This is a genomic window from Bacillus sp. UMB0893 (assembly GCF_002858905.1).
Taxonomy (GTDB): Bacteria; Bacillota; Bacilli; order Bacillales; family Bacillaceae; genus Bacillus_P.
Window position 1 is genome coordinate 256,493 of the sequence record NZ_PKLB01000007.1, and the last position, 15,593, is coordinate 272,085.

14 protein-coding genes and 2 pseudogenes are annotated in these 15,593 nt (G+C 37.2%); 13 read left to right on the top strand and 3 right to left on the bottom strand.

What is annotated here, in order from left to right:
• Nucleotides 1-44: 44 nt before the first annotated feature.
• The 5 genes and pseudogenes from CYJ36_RS16790 to CYJ36_RS16810 all read left to right on the top strand — a co-directional run bounded on the left by CYJ36_RS16790 (nucleotide 45) and on the right by CYJ36_RS16810 (nucleotide 6,688).
• A complete protein-coding gene (locus CYJ36_RS16790; protein WP_101568403.1) occupies nucleotides 45-1,673 on the top strand; it encodes a spore germination protein in 1,629 nt (542 codons plus the stop codon).
• A complete protein-coding gene (locus tag CYJ36_RS16795; RefSeq protein ID WP_101568404.1) occupies nucleotides 1,670-2,881 on the top strand; it encodes a Ger(x)C family spore germination protein in 1,212 nt (403 codons plus the stop codon). Before CYJ36_RS16790 ends, CYJ36_RS16795 begins: the two co-directional genes overlap by 4 nt.
• Before the next feature lie 22 nt (nucleotides 2,882-2,903).
• Complete coding sequence (locus tag CYJ36_RS16800) at nucleotides 2,904-4,001, top strand: GerAB/ArcD/ProY family transporter (protein WP_101568405.1); 1,098 nt, start codon at nucleotides 2,904-2,906, stop codon at nucleotides 3,999-4,001.
• Nucleotides 4,002-4,676: 675 nt separating this feature from the next.
• Entirely contained in the window at nucleotides 4,677-5,696 is a 1,020-nt protein-coding gene (locus tag CYJ36_RS16805; RefSeq protein ID WP_101568500.1) for a DUF3231 family protein, read from the top strand.
• 192 nt (nucleotides 5,697-5,888) lie between these two features.
• A pseudogene (locus CYJ36_RS16810) lies at nucleotides 5,889-6,688 on the top strand (class I SAM-dependent methyltransferase).
• Between the two features lie 203 nt (nucleotides 6,689-6,891).
• On the opposite strand, the pseudogene CYJ36_RS16815 reads toward CYJ36_RS16810, so the two are convergent.
• Nucleotides 6,892-7,177 (bottom strand): annotated as a pseudogene (locus tag CYJ36_RS16815) (aldo/keto reductase); the annotation flags it as partial.
• Nucleotides 7,178-7,332: 155 nt separating this feature from the next.
• On the opposite strand from CYJ36_RS16815, the gene CYJ36_RS16820 reads away from it, so the two are divergent.
• The 7 genes from CYJ36_RS16820 to hxlB all read left to right on the top strand — a co-directional run bounded on the left by CYJ36_RS16820 (nucleotide 7,333) and on the right by hxlB (nucleotide 13,490).
• Complete coding sequence (locus tag CYJ36_RS16820) at nucleotides 7,333-8,112, top strand: sugar phosphate isomerase/epimerase family protein (protein ID WP_101568406.1); 780 nt, start codon at nucleotides 7,333-7,335, stop codon at nucleotides 8,110-8,112.
• A complete protein-coding gene (locus CYJ36_RS16825) occupies nucleotides 8,100-9,047 on the top strand; it encodes a sugar kinase (RefSeq protein WP_101568407.1) in 948 nt (315 codons plus the stop codon). Before CYJ36_RS16820 ends, CYJ36_RS16825 begins: the two co-directional genes overlap by 13 nt.
• A gap of 13 nt (nucleotides 9,048-9,060) precedes the next feature.
• Entirely contained in the window at nucleotides 9,061-10,347 is a 1,287-nt protein-coding gene (locus tag CYJ36_RS16830; RefSeq protein WP_101568408.1) for an MFS transporter, read from the top strand.
• A 119-nt stretch (nucleotides 10,348-10,466) separates the two neighbouring features.
• The gene (locus CYJ36_RS16835) at nucleotides 10,467-11,105 is read left to right on the top strand and encodes a bifunctional 4-hydroxy-2-oxoglutarate aldolase/2-dehydro-3-deoxy-phosphogluconate aldolase (RefSeq protein WP_101568409.1); all 639 of its coding nucleotides are present in this window, start codon (nucleotides 10,467-10,469) and stop codon (nucleotides 11,103-11,105) included.
• 144 nt (nucleotides 11,106-11,249) lie between these two features.
• Nucleotides 11,250-12,254, top strand: coding sequence for a LacI family DNA-binding transcriptional regulator (locus CYJ36_RS16840; protein WP_101568410.1), 1,005 nt, complete (start codon nucleotides 11,250-11,252; stop codon nucleotides 12,252-12,254).
• A gap of 59 nt (nucleotides 12,255-12,313) precedes the next feature.
• Nucleotides 12,314-12,988 (top strand): 3-hexulose-6-phosphate synthase, encoded by a 675-nt coding sequence (gene hxlA / locus CYJ36_RS16845; RefSeq protein ID WP_101568411.1) that lies wholly within the window; start codon nucleotides 12,314-12,316, stop codon nucleotides 12,986-12,988.
• The gene (gene hxlB / locus CYJ36_RS16850) at nucleotides 12,942-13,490 is read left to right on the top strand and encodes a 6-phospho-3-hexuloisomerase (RefSeq protein ID WP_101568412.1); all 549 of its coding nucleotides are present in this window, start codon (nucleotides 12,942-12,944) and stop codon (nucleotides 13,488-13,490) included. The genes hxlA and hxlB overlap by 47 nt, the downstream gene beginning before the upstream one ends.
• A 141-nt stretch (nucleotides 13,491-13,631) precedes the next feature.
• Here the strand turns inward: hxlB and CYJ36_RS16855 are convergent, their stop codons facing one another.
• Nucleotides 13,632-14,144, bottom strand: coding sequence for a DUF2269 family protein (locus CYJ36_RS16855; protein WP_101568413.1), 513 nt, complete (start codon nucleotides 14,142-14,144; stop codon nucleotides 13,632-13,634).
• Between the two features lie 295 nt (nucleotides 14,145-14,439).
• Nucleotides 14,440-14,850: an SET domain-containing protein gene (locus CYJ36_RS16860; protein ID WP_101568414.1), complete on the bottom strand. Its 411-nt coding sequence runs from the start codon at nucleotides 14,848-14,850 to the stop codon at nucleotides 14,440-14,442.
• 260 nt (nucleotides 14,851-15,110) lie between these two features.
• Between CYJ36_RS16860 and CYJ36_RS16865 the strand changes: the two genes are divergently transcribed.
• Nucleotides 15,111-15,581, top strand: a complete 471-nt coding sequence (locus CYJ36_RS16865) for a VOC family protein (RefSeq protein WP_101568415.1) — start codon at nucleotides 15,111-15,113, stop codon at nucleotides 15,579-15,581.
• The last annotated feature ends 12 nt before the right edge of the window (nucleotides 15,582-15,593 follow it).

The following is a 15,593-nucleotide window of genomic DNA, read 5'->3' on the forward strand; positions in this document are numbered from 1 at the left end:
AAAGATAAAGAAATAAAAGAAGGAAAAGAAAGGTTAATTATAATATGCCCTCATTTTTTAAGCAGAAATCTAAAAATCAAAGTAAAAAACATGATGAATCTAGTGAAGATATATCAAACAAAGAATTTTCGGAGCTATTAAGCATATCTCTTACAGGAAATATTGCGACACTTAATCATAAAACAGGTAATAGCTCAGATGTAATCGTTCGAATGTTGAAAATAAGTAAAGATCCTGAAGTTACAGCAGCAATTATTTATATTCAGGGTATTGTAGATAACCAATCCATCAACGATTTTTTAATTGAATCAATAATGGAGAATTTTGAATTAAAAGTAAGAACGGATTCCTATGAAGAAATCTTAGACAGTATGGCAGATAAGATTGTTTCTATAGGCAGTGTAAAACAGATAAGTGATTGGAATGAACTGTTATTGTCCTTAATGTCAGGCGATACCATTATTTTAGTAAACGGTACGAATAAAGGGTTGAGTGCAAGCACCAAAGGAGGGGAAAGACGTTCAATACTGGAGCCGGGAACCCAAGTAGCTGTCCGTGGTTCTAGAGAAAGTTTTACTGAATCAATTGGGACGAATACAGCAATGGTAAGGAGAATTATTAAAAATCCAAACTTGTGGATAGAGTCTATAAAAATTGGCACCGTTACGAACACTGATGTTGTACTCATGTATATCCATGGTATTGCCAAAGATGAAATTATTAAAGAAGTTCGTAAACGGTTAGAAAGAATTAATCTCGATAGTATTTTAGAGTCCGGCTATATTGAACAGATGATTGAAGATCAGACACTTACAACATTTCCAACTCTCTACCATACAGAAAGACCAGATATGGTAGCAGGAAATCTCCTGGAAGGAAGAGTGGCCATATTTGTAGATGGCACCCCATTTGTACTGTTAGCTCCAGCATTATTTATTCAGTTTTTTCAATCAGCAGAAGATTATTACGTTCGATTTGATATCGCCACTGCACTGCGCTTTCTGCGAATCCTGATTTTCTTTATATCCCTGATAGCACCTGCTGGTTATGTGGCTGCCACAACATTCCATCAAGAGATGATCCCGACACCTCTCTTAATCGCAGTTGCAGCCCAGCGTGAAGCCGTACCTTTCCCATCTCTCGTTGAAGCAATCATTATGGAAGTAACATTTGAAATATTAAGAGAAGCTGGTATACGAATGCCAAAAGCGATTGGATCTGCAATCTCAATCGTCGGAGCTCTTGTGATTGGGCAAGCTGCTGTACAGGCAGGAATAGTATCACCAGCCATGGTGATTATAGTTGCCATAACTGCTATTGCAAGTTTTGCAACTCCTTCATATGCTATAGCTATTTCTGCTCGTCTGATACGTTTTATCTTTATGCTGAGTGCAGCTACATTTGGTTTTTATGGAATTATTCTCACATTTATTATGATGATTGTTCATCTATGCGGTTTAAGATCTTTTGGTGTACCCTATATGGCACCATTTGCTCCCTTTATTCCGACGAATACGGGTGATTCATTTGTTCGATTGCCATGGTGGTTTTTAAAAGAAAGACCAAGATTAATCTCTAACAATATTGGCCGGAGCGGGAAAGACCAGAAGCCGGCCCCCCCTGAAAACCGTGGAATGGAAAATATTAAGTTCAAAGAAGGACGATCAGAATGAATCTAAAAGCATTATTTCTTCTCTTGATAATAATATCTATTCTCTCTGGGTGCTGGAGTAAAAAGGAATTAAATGATCTGGCATTAATTTCAGCTCTAGGAATTGATAAAAATGATAACGGTGAGTATGTTGGAACTTTTCAAATTATTAATCCGGGAAATGTGACAGGAGGCACGCAAGGCGGAGGAGGCGGACAGGGTCCATCCGTTTCTGTCTATACCTCGACAGGTAAAAATTTAGTTGAAATGAGCCGGCGTGCATCAACCAAGATTTCGCGAAAACTATATTACGCACATACAAACCTGCTGATCATCAGCGAGGAATTGGCAAAAGAAGAAGGTATCAATAAAATGTTTGATGCTTTAGTGCGGGACCCTGAATTTCGAACTACAGCCACAGTTGTGATCGCACATGATTCAAATGCTTCAGATATTGTAAAGACATTAACTGCCGTGGACAAAATTCCTGCAAATAAAGTCATTAAAACGTTAAAATTCACGGAAAGACGTTGGGGGGAACATTTGAATGTCAACATTCAAGAGGTTGTTAAAAACCTTCTATCTTCTGGAAAAGAGCCTGTTATCAGCGGTTTTCGCGCAGTGGGCAATAAAGAACAAGGAAAAAAGATGGAGAATATTCAACAAACTGCCCTAGATACAGTCCTTCAAGCTGAAGGCCTTGCAATATTTAAAGAGGGTAAGCTGGTTAATTGGTATCAAGGAAAATCTGCAAGAGGCATATTATGGGTGCTTGATAAAATCAAATCAACGGATGTAAATGTCAGCTGGGAGAAAGATAAAGATGCGATTGCCTATCAGGTTATCCGTCAAAAGACTAAAATTTCTGCTGACATGAAAAATAATCGTCCTCATATTTCCATTCATGTACGGGTAGAAGGGGATATTGGAGAGGTTACTGTTCCTGTCACTCTGAATGACCCCAACGTTTTGTTTAAAATCGAAGAATTATTAGAAAAAGAAATTATGAAAGAGATCAAAGACGCAGTACAACTGGCAAAGGAAGACAAAACGGATATTTTTGGGTTTGGTGATGCTGTATATCGCTCCAATCCAGTTGTATGGAAAAAGCTAAGATATGAATGGAACGATGTTCACTTTTCAGAAATAAAGGCAGATGTGAAAGTTGATGCTTTTATTCGCAGAACAGGTATGATAAAAAAGCCCCACTTATCTGAAATGGATAAATAATTAAAAGGGAAGTGACAATTCAGTGGAGAAGGCGAAAATTAGCTCATATCAGCTGTTTGTCCTTATTTTACTGTTCGAACTTGGAAGTGCATTACTGTTTCCGCTTGCTATCGAGACAAAACAGGATGCCTGGATTGCAGTTCTGCTTGGTATGCTGGGCGGTTTTTTCCTATTTTTAGTCTATCATGGCCTTTACTGTTTTTATCCTGACATGCTTCCAACAGAATATACTCAAAAAATTATTGGAAAAGTACTCGGGCGCAGCCTTTCCTATCTTTATATTTTATATTTTACATATCTCGCTGCAAGGGTGTTGCGAGACTTTGGAGAATTATTGGTAACGTTTGCTTATCCAGATACACCGTTGTTCATTATAAACGCATTATTGACGCTGGCTGTTGTCTATACCATTCGAAAAGGAATCGAGGTATTAGCAAGAACAGGTGAATTGTTGTTTGTATTAATGTACTTGCTCGCAATTACAGGCTTCATCCTTGTTGTAGTCTCAGGATTAATTGATATTAATAATTTAAAGCCGGTACTTGAACATGGAATTCTCCCGGTTTTAAAAGCCACAATTACTCAAACCTTGTATGTCCCTTTTGGAGAAGTCATCGTATTTACGATGATTATGCCTTATTTAAATAAATCGAAAAAGGCGAGAATGACCGGTTTGTTTGCTTTGGGATTAAGTGGAATAAATTTAGCTATTGTAATGGCAGTTAACATAAGTGTTCTAGGCGTGGATCTTACTACCCTTGCTGCATTTCCTCTTCTTAGTACAATACAAACCATTCAGGTTGCAGATTTTTTGGAACGGCTTGATGTGTATTTTATGCTTGCCCTTATTATTGGCGGCTTCTTCAAAATAAGCATCTTTTGTTATGCAGCTGTTACAGGAACTGCAAACTTGTTTAACATCAAAGAACCTTCACGAATGGTTTATCCAATTGGTCTCGTCATTTTAATTTTGTCTATAACGATGGCAAGTAATTTTTCTGGTCATCTGCAGGAAGGTTTACAGATAGTTACACTATATTTGCATCTTCCATTTCAGGTGATTATACCAATTATCCTTCTAGGTATTGCCTTTATTAAATACAGAATAAATGGCAGGTAATATCGAATACGCAGTGGGATTAGCAACAGTTATTAACGAAAGCACGAATAAGGCAATTAAAAATTAGACATGCTGAAATTTGTTGTTTAGCTAAATTAAACCTGGATTCTTCAAAATGGATTAAGTGTAAAGAATCAAAAAATTTATAAATTAATTTGAAGGGTATCTTATTATCGGACAAGAGTCTGCAATTGCCCTTTAAATTACAATATTGAATGGCCAAATAAAACGTTTTCCGGTAAACCGCTTTACAGGAAAAGATGGAAAGAGAATGCCGATCCGGGTTAATGTAAGGCTTGAAATTTTGTCAGGTACCAACTAGATATTGGGGAAAAGAGTGAATGGACTGTGAGATACGAATTAGAAAAAAGAATGTAGGAATAGAACTGGTTCCTTTGCATGATAACAATGGGGATTAAGTTTTTTGAGCTAGAAAATTATGGAATTGGTGTGCTTTCCTTAGCACTTGCACTCCATTCTAACAATATAGAAGTTATCATCTTTCAAAATGATGTATCACATTCGATGGCGTTCATTTACTGACTTTTAGGGACTGATTCAAGTGTATTTCTCCATTTCCTAAGGAAGTTAAAACGTAAATACTTTTAAATAATATTAAAAAATTATGTAAAGAATATATATATTCCCAAAATATGCTTCTGGAGGTACCTAATGATGACTGAACATCACACTCAACTAACTTCTGCTGAAATAGCTTCAGTTTGGAATGCTTACATGAATGATAGTATGTCCAAATGCGTTTTAAGTTATTTTTTTAAAATTGTAGAAGATAAAGATATTCGCCCGATTACTGAGTTGGCCAATAACCTATCAACTACTCATCTAGAAAAGCTAATACAAATTTTCCAGGATGAACACCTCCCTTTACCAACAGGATTTACAAATGAAGATGTAAATTTAAATGCTCCGCGTTTATATACAGACTCTTTTATCCTTCAATATATCGCTCATATGGCAAAAGTAGGAATGATAGCATACAGCGGCTTTATTTCTATGTGCGCAAGAAAAGACTTAAAAACATATTTCATGGCAGGACTTCAGGAAACCTCAGATTTATTTGACAAAAGTACAGATGTATTACTTTCAAAAGGACTATATATTAGATCACCGTATATCCCATATCCAACTAAAACGGATTATGTAGACAGTAAAAAATATTTAAGCGGTTATTCTCTTTTCAGCAAACAAAGACCATTAAACGCCATTGAAATATCACATTTATACATGAATAACCTAACGAACCATATCGGAAGTAAACTTTCACTGAGTTTTGCCCAAATATCTCCAAATGAAAAAATTCAAAAATGGATGTTAAGAGGGAGGGATATCTCACAAAAGCATATGAAGATATTTACAAGTACACTTCTCAGTAACGATATACAATCACCTATTTCATCTGATGTTTCTATAACGAATTCAACTACACCACCATTTTCTGATAAATTAACAATGTATCATATGGGATTATTAAGCGCAGCAGGAACAGGAAATTACGCAATGTCAGCAGCCGCTAGTCAACGAACCGACTTAGTTTTAAATTATGAAAGATTATCACTTGAAGTTGCTCAATATGCGAAAGATGGAGCCGACATCATGATAAGAAATGAATGGATGGAACAACCACCTACAACAGTGGATAAAGAGCAACTTACGAAGAAAAAAACTAATAAATAATACTGCCTTTATAAGTCGTTACTTGGATATAAAGGTAGTGGGCTATATTTATGAAGCGTTTCTGTTCCAGGACGATCTTCAACAATAGAAATCCGTATTTTCCTGACACTTCCACAATTAGAAATGTATAGGAGGTATTTTCTAATTGTGGTAGAATTTACCTTATAACCGAAAGTTAGGGGATGGTATTTTGTGAGTTCTGTGAATGTTTGGAATGCAGATCTATACGATGATAAATTAAGCTATGTATCTAATTTTGGCAAAGGAGTGGTTGAACTGCTTCAACCGCAAAAAGGTGAAAAAATTCTTGATTTAGGCTGTGGAATGGGAGATCTTACATATGAAATCTTTAACTCAGGTGCCATCGTAAAAGGAATTGATTTCTCAAGAGAAATGATTGAAACAGCACGTAAAAAGTATCCTGAAATCCCATTCAGTGATGAAAACGGGGAAACATTTAGGACAAATGAAAAGTATGATGCTATTTTCTCCAATGCAGCCCTTCATTGGATGAAACGAGCTGACAAAGTTGTAGAATCAGTTTGCCAGGAGGTCGTTTTGTAGCTGAATTCGGAGGACAAGGAAATGTTCAAACTGTTATTAGAGGGATAATAGATGTCCTATCAGAAAAATATGGGATGAATGTAGGAAAAAGAAATCCTTGGTATTTTCCAAGTATCGGAGAATATAGCACTTTACTTGAACAATACGGATTTAAAGTATCATATGCTCATCATTTTGATAGACCTACACCATTAACAGATGGAGAAAAGGGATTGAATCATTGGTTAGACAGTTTTGCGGATAACTTTTTCCCTGAGTTCTCCAAAGAAGAAAAAATGGTTATTTATGAAAAGATAAAAGATAAGATACAATCAGCTTTATATAAAAATGATATATGGGTAGCTGATTATAAGCGAATTAGAATTGTTGCAATTAAGAAATGGCAGTCAGAATACTATGAGGAAATTTTAATTGGTCCTGGGTGTTAGTGTTATATATAATTTCCAGGGTTTAGCACCTACAAGTCTCAAAAAACCAGATAAAACTAAGAAGTAGTTTTAGAATGGGGAGATTTTATGCTTTAGATTACACGACTAACCTTTCAATGGCATAAAGCCTATAAAGATTAACAAAATAATTAAATAAAATCTAATGGGTTTGTCTCACAATTTCGTCCATTTGGAGTGTTTCATAACTTGTCCATATCATCTGTATCGAAGTTGGATACACACTACCTAATATATTCCATTCTTTCTTCAGTTTTTCCATACCTTCAATCGTTTCTGCTAAAGGAATTCGTCCTCTCCAATGTAAAAGTATAAGTTCAGGCGGTCGGTCCCCAACCGATTCAAACTATTTTCACATGCTGTTGAAATCAAATTTAATCCAGCATGATGGGGATAAATTTTAGAAACGAAAAACACATCATCCCTGCGTTCTTTAATTGCTTCACCAATTAAACCTTCAGAATGCCCATCAGGAGGAAGAACATACCCCACTTAAAATAAAATACTCAATCTTGAAAATTTAATGTTGAATAAATGTATTGTAAAACGCTTACATAAGAATTATAATTTCTATAAACCGATTTACTAAACCGGTTTAGTGTTTTATGGGGGGGAGGAGCGCTTGTGTGAAGAATGTTATTATTCCATTAAACGCTTTTGATAGAAAAGAAGTGTTAGAGAATGGTCAAATTGCTTTTATTAAATTAATAGCAGCATCTGGTGCGTATGGTGTTGAGATCAGGAGAGAATTATTTACTGATGAGATTTTGCCTCTGAAGCACCTAAGGGAAAAAATTGCAGCAACCTCACTGTTTACAGTTTATTCAGCTCCTATCGAGTTATGGAAAAAAGACGGATCACTAAACATTAAGGAACTTCAATTAACTTTTCAGGAAGCGGACCTTTTAAGTGCAAGCTGGGTAAAAACCTCATTGGGGCACTACATAAAAGGGGTCTCTAATTTAGAAGATCTAAAACAATTTTTAAAAAGGGCTGAAGTAAAGCTGTTCGTTGAAAATGATCAGACTCAGTATGGAGGGAATATATCGGACTTGAAGCATTTTTTTGAAAGCGCTTATATTTCTGATGTTCCTGTTCGTATGACCTTTGATACGGGGAACTGGATGTATACAAATGAAAAATGGATGGATGCATTAATGCAATTAAAAGAATTTGTCGCATACCTGCACTTTAAAAATGTTATTCAAAATGGCAAGGAGCTGACAACCATCGCATTATCCAATAATGAAAACGCTGCTTGGCGATTCATAGCCGGACAGTTTCCAATCGATCTGCCCAAAGCACTTGAATTCCCGATTGCACCAGTCAATCGGTTAAGAGAGTATGTGGAAATGGTTGAAACCAACAAGACGTATAAGGAAGGGGAGGTTTTATGCAAAAGTTAGATGTTGTAACGTTTGGTGAAGCAATGGCCCTGTTTATTGCGGGAAATCCAGGGCCGTTACATGAAATTGAACATTTTACAAGGGAACTTGCAGGTGCCGAAACAAATGTGGCAATCGGCCTCTCAAGGTTAGGACTCAAATCTGGCTGGGCAAGTAAAGTAGGGTCTGATGCATTCGGAAAATATATTATGAAAAGGCTATCAGAGGAAAATGTGAATGTTGAACATGTATTTATAGATAAACGTTATCCAACCGGATTTCAGCTGAAAGAAAAGGCAGCTGCTGGAGATCCGGAAGTTCAATATTTCAGGAAGGGCTCAGCAGCAAGCTTCATGGGTGCTGAAGATTTTCACAAAGAATATTTTAGCGATGCACGTCATCTTCACATGACAGGCATCCCATTAGCTATTTCAAGCCATACACGTTCTTTTGCTCAAACAGCACTTTCTTATATGAAAGAATTAGGGCGCACTGTCAGCTTTGATCCTAATTTAAGACCTACTTTATGGTCATCAAAACAAGAAATGATTGAAGTCATTAATCAGTTTGCTGTAAAAGCAGACTATGTTCTTCCCGGTATTTCTGAAGGGGAACTATTAACAGGGTATACTAACCCGCGTGATATTGCTTCCTTTTATTTAGATAGAGGGGTCAAGCTTGTTGTGATCAAGCTTGGGGAACAAGGTGCCTTTTATAAAAGCAGTTCTGAAGAAGGGATTGTGAATGCGTTTGAAGTAAAAGAAGTTGTTGACACGGTTGGAGCAGGAGACGGATTTGCGGTTGGTCTTATCAGCGGTCTTCTTGAAAGTCTGCCGCTGCATGAAGCAGTGTTCCGTGGAAATGCAATTGGCTCACTGGCTGTACAATCGCAGGGGGACAATGATGGATATCCAGATCGACATGAATTAATGGAATATATGAAAAGACCTATATAAGGAGTGATTTACTATGAAACAAACGATTGCAAAACAAAGATGGCTTCGTTTAATTCCAATTGTTTTTATCACGTACAGTCTTGCATATCTAGATCGTGCTAACTATTCTTTTGGTGCAGCAGGCGGTTTAGCTCAAGATCTAGGCATTACACCAGCCGTATCATCACTGCTAGGTTCCCTGTTCTTTCTTGGATACTTCTTTTTTCAGGTTCCGGGAGCCCATTATGCGGAGAAAAAGAGTGCTAAAGTTCTTATTTTCTGGTCATTGATTGCTTGGGGTGCCCTTGCTACTGCAACAGGAATGGTTTCAAATGTAAATTTATTATTTGTCATTCGTTTTATGCTGGGTGTAGTTGAAAGTGCCGTTATGCCAGCGATGCTGGTCTTTTTAAGCCATTGGTTTACAAAAGCGGAGCGTTCTCGGGCAAATACTTTTCTTATTCTTGGAAATCCAGTAACCGTTTTATGGATGTCTATTGTTTCAGGTTATTTATTGGAGGCCTATGGCTGGAGATGGATGTTTATTATTGAAGGTATTCCAGCAATCATTTGGGCATTTTTATGGTGGAAGCTTGTTTTTGATCATCCGAGAGACGCTAAGTGGCTAAGCTCAAAGGAAAAAGCAGACTTGCAGGCGGAACTTGATGAGGAACAGCAAGGAATAAAGCCTGTTAAAAACTATCGTGAAGCGTTTAGGTCAAAAGTTGTCATCCTTTTAGCTATGCAATATGCATTATGGAGTGTAGGGCTTTACGGATTCGTTATGTGGCTTCCTTCTATTATTAAAGCAGCACCTAACATGAGCATTGTCCAGACTGGATGGCTAGCAGCAGTACCTTATGTTTTAGCAGTCGTGCTTATGCTGGTATCATCTCATTTCTCCGATAAATTGCAAAAACGAAAAGAATTTGTCTGGCCATTCCTTTTTATAGGAGCCATTGCATTCTATGCTTCCTATCTAATTGGTACAAGTCATTTTTGGATAAGCTTCGTATTGCTGATCATAGCAGGAGGAGCCATGTACGCACCATATGGACCATTCTTCGCGATCATACCAGAAATTTTACCGCGGAATGTAGCGGGCGGCGCGATGGCATTGATCAATTCAATGGGTGCACTTGGTTCATTTGTTGGTTCATATGTTGTTGGGTATTTAAACGGTTCTACTGGAGGTTTTGGGGCTTCGTATATCTTTATGGCCGGTTCGTTATTACTGTCTGCCATCTTAACAATTATTGCGACGAAAAAAGCAAAAGAAAAAAATATCAGCCAATCTGCGCTGAAAACTAGTATTTCATAAAAAACACAGCAGGATGGCAGTCCAAATAAAAGCTGTTGCTCTCTAAGTATGCAAAGCAGCAAGAAGTATCAACACATGGTACTTAGAATTGGAAGCAAAGTTTGATAGGGAGTGAGACCGTGGGTTTAGAAGAAATCAAAAAACGCGGGGTTGTTGCTGTTATAAGAGGAGCGACACCCAAATCTATTATATCTATTGGAAATGCATTAAAAAATGGCGGAGTGACTGCATTTGAGATCACTATGGAAACTCCAAAAGCAATGTCGGTAATTGAAGCAGCATCATCATACTTTGGAAAAGATGTACTAGTTGGAGCCGGAACTGTGCTTGATGCTGAAACGGCAAGAGCAGCTATACTCTCAGGTGCGAGATTTATATTTTCGCCGACAGTAAGAAAAGAAACGATTACAATGGCTAAACGCTATAGTGTAATCAGTGTGCCTGGTGCATTTACACCTACGGAGATTCTGACAGCATATGAGTATGGAGCAGACTTAATCAAAGTCTTTCCGGCAAGTTCGGTCGGTCCAGACTATTTTAAAAATATAGCAGGTCCACTGCCCCATATTCCATTAATGCCAACAGGCGGGGTCGATGTTCATAATACAGGAGATTATTTTAAAGCAGGTGCCGTGGCAGTCGGAGTGGGAAGTACACTTGTAAATATAAAAAAAGAATTATCCGAAGAGGCACTTCGGGACATGATGGAAAAAGCATCACATTTTATGAAAGAAGTCAGGATAGCAAGAGGAGAATAAAATTCGACTGCCGCTCATTTTTGAGGGGAATGGGTGGCATAGAAAAATTTCACAACGAAATTTAAATAGGTTGAACGGAGAGTGGATTAATGTAAATCTATCCTATAAAATGGACGGTACAAGTAATTGGAAAGAGTTGATAAGATGGCAAGAGTTACGATGGCGGATGTAGCTAAGGAAGCAGGTGTTTCTAAGAGTACTGTATCCCAATTTATTAATAAACGGTATGAATATATGGGTGATGATACAAAGAGGAAAATTGATGAAGCAATCAAAACGCTGGGCTATCATCCTAATTATCTGGCAAGAAGCTTAAAGCAGAAGCGAACATCTATGATCGGAGTTATAGTTGGGAATATTATGCACCGCCTATCTACCGAGGTTAGCCGTTCCATTGAAGACTATTGTTATGAGCATGATATGCACGCCATACTTTGTAATGCGGATGACAATCCAGAAAAAGAAAGAAAATATATTGAGGTCCTTCAAGCCAAGCAGGTAGACGGTCTGATTATTTTCCCGACAGGACAAAATCTTGATTTATATCAAAAATTAATAGATGAGGAATATCCGGTTGTTTTTATAGACCGGAAAATAGATGAGTTAAATGCAAATTCAGTTCTTGCAGCCAACAGTGAAGCTACTGTGGAATCCATTCGTCACTTTATCTCAAATGGGCATAAAAGAATTGCAATTGTAACCCAGCCGTTAAGCATCAGTCCTAGGATTGAAAGACTTCATGGATATAAGCAGGCGCTTAATGAAGCGGGTATCCCCATGAAGGAAGAATATATGATTCATGTTGAAATAAAAAAAATGAAAAATGAATTGGAAAAGCTCTTTGGTCTTTCAGAGCGTCCAACAGCCCTTTTTGCAGGAAATGATCTAGTGTTTCTTGAAGTTTTGGAGTTTTTCAAAGAGAAGCATATAAAAATTGGAAAAGATGTAGCATTAATTGTTTTCGATAATATTCCGCTTGCCCATTTAGCTGAAACACAAGTAACCACTATTGCACAGCCTGGTTATGAAATGGGCCAAAAGGCTGCAGAATTATTGCTGCAGCAAATAAACAAAGAACTTCAAGGTTTTGACGAGTATGTTTTCGGTTGTGAACTAATGATTAGAGAATCATCTCAGCCAAGAATGTGATAGGCCAAGAGTTCTCTTTTTTAAAAGTATAACTAAATCGGTTTATGAGAGGTGAAATGATGAAAATTCAACTAGCTTTAGACCGTTTATCAATGGAAGAAGCGATCCAGATTGCTAGTAGGACTGAAAAATACATAGACATCATTGAAGTGGGAACTTCGTTAATAAAAGAATTTGGAGTTGCAAGCATTTCTAAATTTAAAGAAGCATTTCCCGATAAAACCATTCTGGCAGATATGAAAACCATCGATAATGCTTTTTACGAATTTACTCTAAGCTTTAATGCAGGTGCTGACATAGCCACTGTCATGGGGGTATCACCAATGCCCACAATTGAGGTGTGCATGGAAGCAGCAGCAAAGCATGACAAAAAAACAATGATTGATATATTAAACACAACGGCACAGCAAAGAGCTTCTATTTTTGCATTTACAGATGCTATTTTTTGTGATCATATCAGCAAGGATTTACAAGAACGATCAGGACTGAAAAGCACGAACAGCTACTGCTTTGATCCTGCACTGCAATGGGCAGTTGCAGGAGGTATTACTGGCGATTCCATCCGGAATATGGCAGAACCGCTTCCTGATATTGTCATCGTAGGGTCAGCCATTACAAAAGCCATTCACCCTGAAAAAGCAGCAGAGGCTTTTCGCAGAATACTAGAAGGAAAGAAGGATAAATATAATGAATCAATTGGAAACGATTCTATCAGAAATATCAACAGTTATTAAACGAAGCAGCACGCAGAAGATTGAAGAGATTGTCAGAGTGCTTCAAAAAGGAAAGCGGATCTTTGTTATAGGGGAAGGCCGTTCAGGATTAATGGCCAAATCCTTTGCTATGCGTCTAATGCATTTAGGAGCTGAAGTTTATGTAGTAGGTGAAACCATTACACCATCTATTTCGGAAGGGGATATCCTGATAGCCGTTTCCGGGTCTGGTAAAACAAAAAACGTTGTCTGGACTGCAGAAAAAGCAAAATCTATTGGCTGCTCAATCATTGTAATAACGGCGGATACTGATGCAGCTTTAGCTTCACATGCGTCCCTGATTCTACATGTTCCTGCAGCAACAAAATATCGAAAAGAAGGCGAACAGTCAACCATACAGCCACTAGGGTCATTATTCGATCAATGTGTTCACATCCTTTTCGATGGCATCTGTCTAAAATACGCAGAGAAAAACGAAGTCAGTAACGAACAGGCTTTGCTGAAACATAGCAATATGGAATAAAAATATCTGATAGATGATTATTCTATAATGTATAATCTAGTTTCCATATCGGGCGGGATAACGTTATGGCTCTCATAGATCGTGAAATATATAAACAAATGAATCGATTAGAAAAAGGACCATCTTAGATGATCCTTTTATCTATTTCACTATTTTTTTTATTTTTCCGAAAGGCTTAATATAGGTAACGAAGGTCATCATTACTAAACATAGAAGATTAAAAGAACCCGTTAAGATCATAGAGAACCAGACATTATGAAAATCTTGATTCTGAAGTGCAGAAAAACCTAGTTCTTCTGCTGTTGTTACAAGAAAAGAAAACCAATCATTTATAAAGAAGATGCCAAGCAGTATGGTAACAATGGTTAAAGCAAGCTTAATGAGAACCCAGTAATGTTTAAAGAGTCCCCATTGAGTCCATACAGATAGCATAATACCAGTTATCAATGTTAGCAGGGCTGGGTATTTTAATAAGCTTTCATCAATTACGTGCATACTTAATAAAGTGTAATAAAGCTGTTCGCCATCTACAGCATTTTTTAGATAAAAACCCAGCAATAACATGCCCATAGTACCGCCGAACCATAAAGTAACAGAAATAACATGTATTGAAACCAATACTTGTTTTTTTCTCAAACTAAGTCGTATTGCCATTCGCAAATATCCTCACCTTCATATCGTTGTTACAAATTATAAATTGTTATAGATCGTGTTTCGTCCATCCCAGGACTGTTTTTAGACTAAGGCTCAAGCTGTAGATAATAATTATCGAAACTAGATCTTCTGCAACGAAGTCTTACTTAAAAAGGAGAACAAAATTTTTGTATAATTTATATAAAAAAAGACAGCTGATTTAGCTGCCTTTTTCAAAACTGGGTTTGGTGTTATGTGCACTGTTATTTATCATTTCCCGAAAAGGTTTAATTCTTTCTCTCCGGGTCTATCATCATTATTTATCTTCTTCTTTCTTCTGATCATTCTCATCATCACGATCAAACCAAAGCAGTTCTTGATCCTCTTCATCGCCATTATAGTTAATCAGTATTTCTTCTCCAGCTTTAATGTCTTTATATGCACTAAAGTTAAAGGTATGGTTTTCAAAGCTGATTTCATAAGTGGCATTAGGAGTGTAGGAGTGGTTAAACAGCATGCCGTAGCCTAAAAGTATGGCAGTATGATTCACTCCGTATTCGAATGCATAATCAGCAAGAGTTGTCTTTTCGATATGAACATGTTCTTCATTCGGATAAGGAATGACTGGTGCCTCGTGGATGAGCTCTCCTTTTGCAATATCGCGTGTTGCGAATACACCTCTATTAAATTCCCCGTTGCTTAGGGTTGATATTTTAATTTCAATCATTTCGTCACCTGTATGATCTTTCCTGTTAAGTTTTGTTCCTATCTTAGCTTGACAGTTTAAGGGGATAAAAGCAATAGTTTTCACTGATTGTCCTAAATATTGCTTTTTATTGGGAAATTATGGTTCATCTTTACTTTGGGAGATCTCTCGAACACAAGACTAAAGAAGTCTCTTTTTTCAATCTTTTATTTGATTTAATTTATCCTGTTTTTCAGTAAACTTAGGGCAAGAATTAACTATCAGGTAAAGGAGAGATTGGAATGAAACTTGCAGCATTATATGAGACACATGTCGAGACGATAAACTTAGAAAAAGCAATTGCATTTTATCAAAATTTAGAACTTGAATTGGCTGCTGTTATAAAGGAACGAAGGGCTGCTTTCTTTTGGATAGGAAATCCGTCGAATAAAGAGCAAATGCTCGGAATTTGGGAAGTGCCTGCTGAGAAATTTACTCCGTCTCATTTTGCATTTCGGTTATCGTATGAGGAATTATTGAAAGTTCCTGAGTTTTTATCTGCTAAAGGGATCGAGCTTTCTCCTGCTTTTGGTTTAGATGCCAGTGAACCAGTTGTATATGCGTGGATGCAATCAGCAAGAATATATATTAAGGATCCTGATAACAATTCATTAGAATATATAACAATCCTGGAGGGGAAATCCAATTTGCAGTCTGGCACGGTTCATTTAAGTAAATGGCTCCAAATGAATGCAGCAGATAACAGAAGGTAAGATAGAAATAAA

Bases quoted from the DNA above. Each gene is read 5' to 3' on its own strand.
- CYJ36_RS16790 (WP_101568403.1), top strand. From the start codon at position 45: ATGCCCTCATTTTTTAAGCAGAAATCTAAAAATCAAAGTAAAAAACAT.
- CYJ36_RS16795 (WP_101568404.1), top strand. From the start codon at position 1,670: ATGAATCTAAAAGCATTATTTCTTCTCTTGATAATAATATCTATTCTC.
- CYJ36_RS16805 (WP_101568500.1), top strand. From the start codon at position 4,677: ATGACTGAACATCACACTCAACTAACTTCTGCTGAAATAGCTTCAGTT.
- CYJ36_RS16825 (WP_101568407.1), top strand. From the start codon at position 8,100: ATGCAAAAGTTAGATGTTGTAACGTTTGGTGAAGCAATGGCCCTGTTT.
- CYJ36_RS16830 (WP_101568408.1), top strand. From the start codon at position 9,061: ATGAAACAAACGATTGCAAAACAAAGATGGCTTCGTTTAATTCCAATT.
- CYJ36_RS16840 (WP_101568410.1), top strand. From the start codon at position 11,250: ATGGCAAGAGTTACGATGGCGGATGTAGCTAAGGAAGCAGGTGTTTCT.
- hxlA (WP_101568411.1), top strand. From the start codon at position 12,314: ATGAAAATTCAACTAGCTTTAGACCGTTTATCAATGGAAGAAGCGATC.
- hxlB (WP_101568412.1), top strand. From the start codon at position 12,942: ATGAATCAATTGGAAACGATTCTATCAGAAATATCAACAGTTATTAAA.
- CYJ36_RS16855 (WP_101568413.1), bottom strand. From the start codon at position 14,144: ATGGCAATACGACTTAGTTTGAGAAAAAAACAAGTATTGGTTTCAATA.
- CYJ36_RS16860 (WP_101568414.1), bottom strand. From the start codon at position 14,850: ATGATTGAAATTAAAATATCAACCCTAAGCAACGGGGAATTTAATAGA.
- CYJ36_RS16865 (WP_101568415.1), top strand. From the start codon at position 15,111: ATGAAACTTGCAGCATTATATGAGACACATGTCGAGACGATAAACTTA.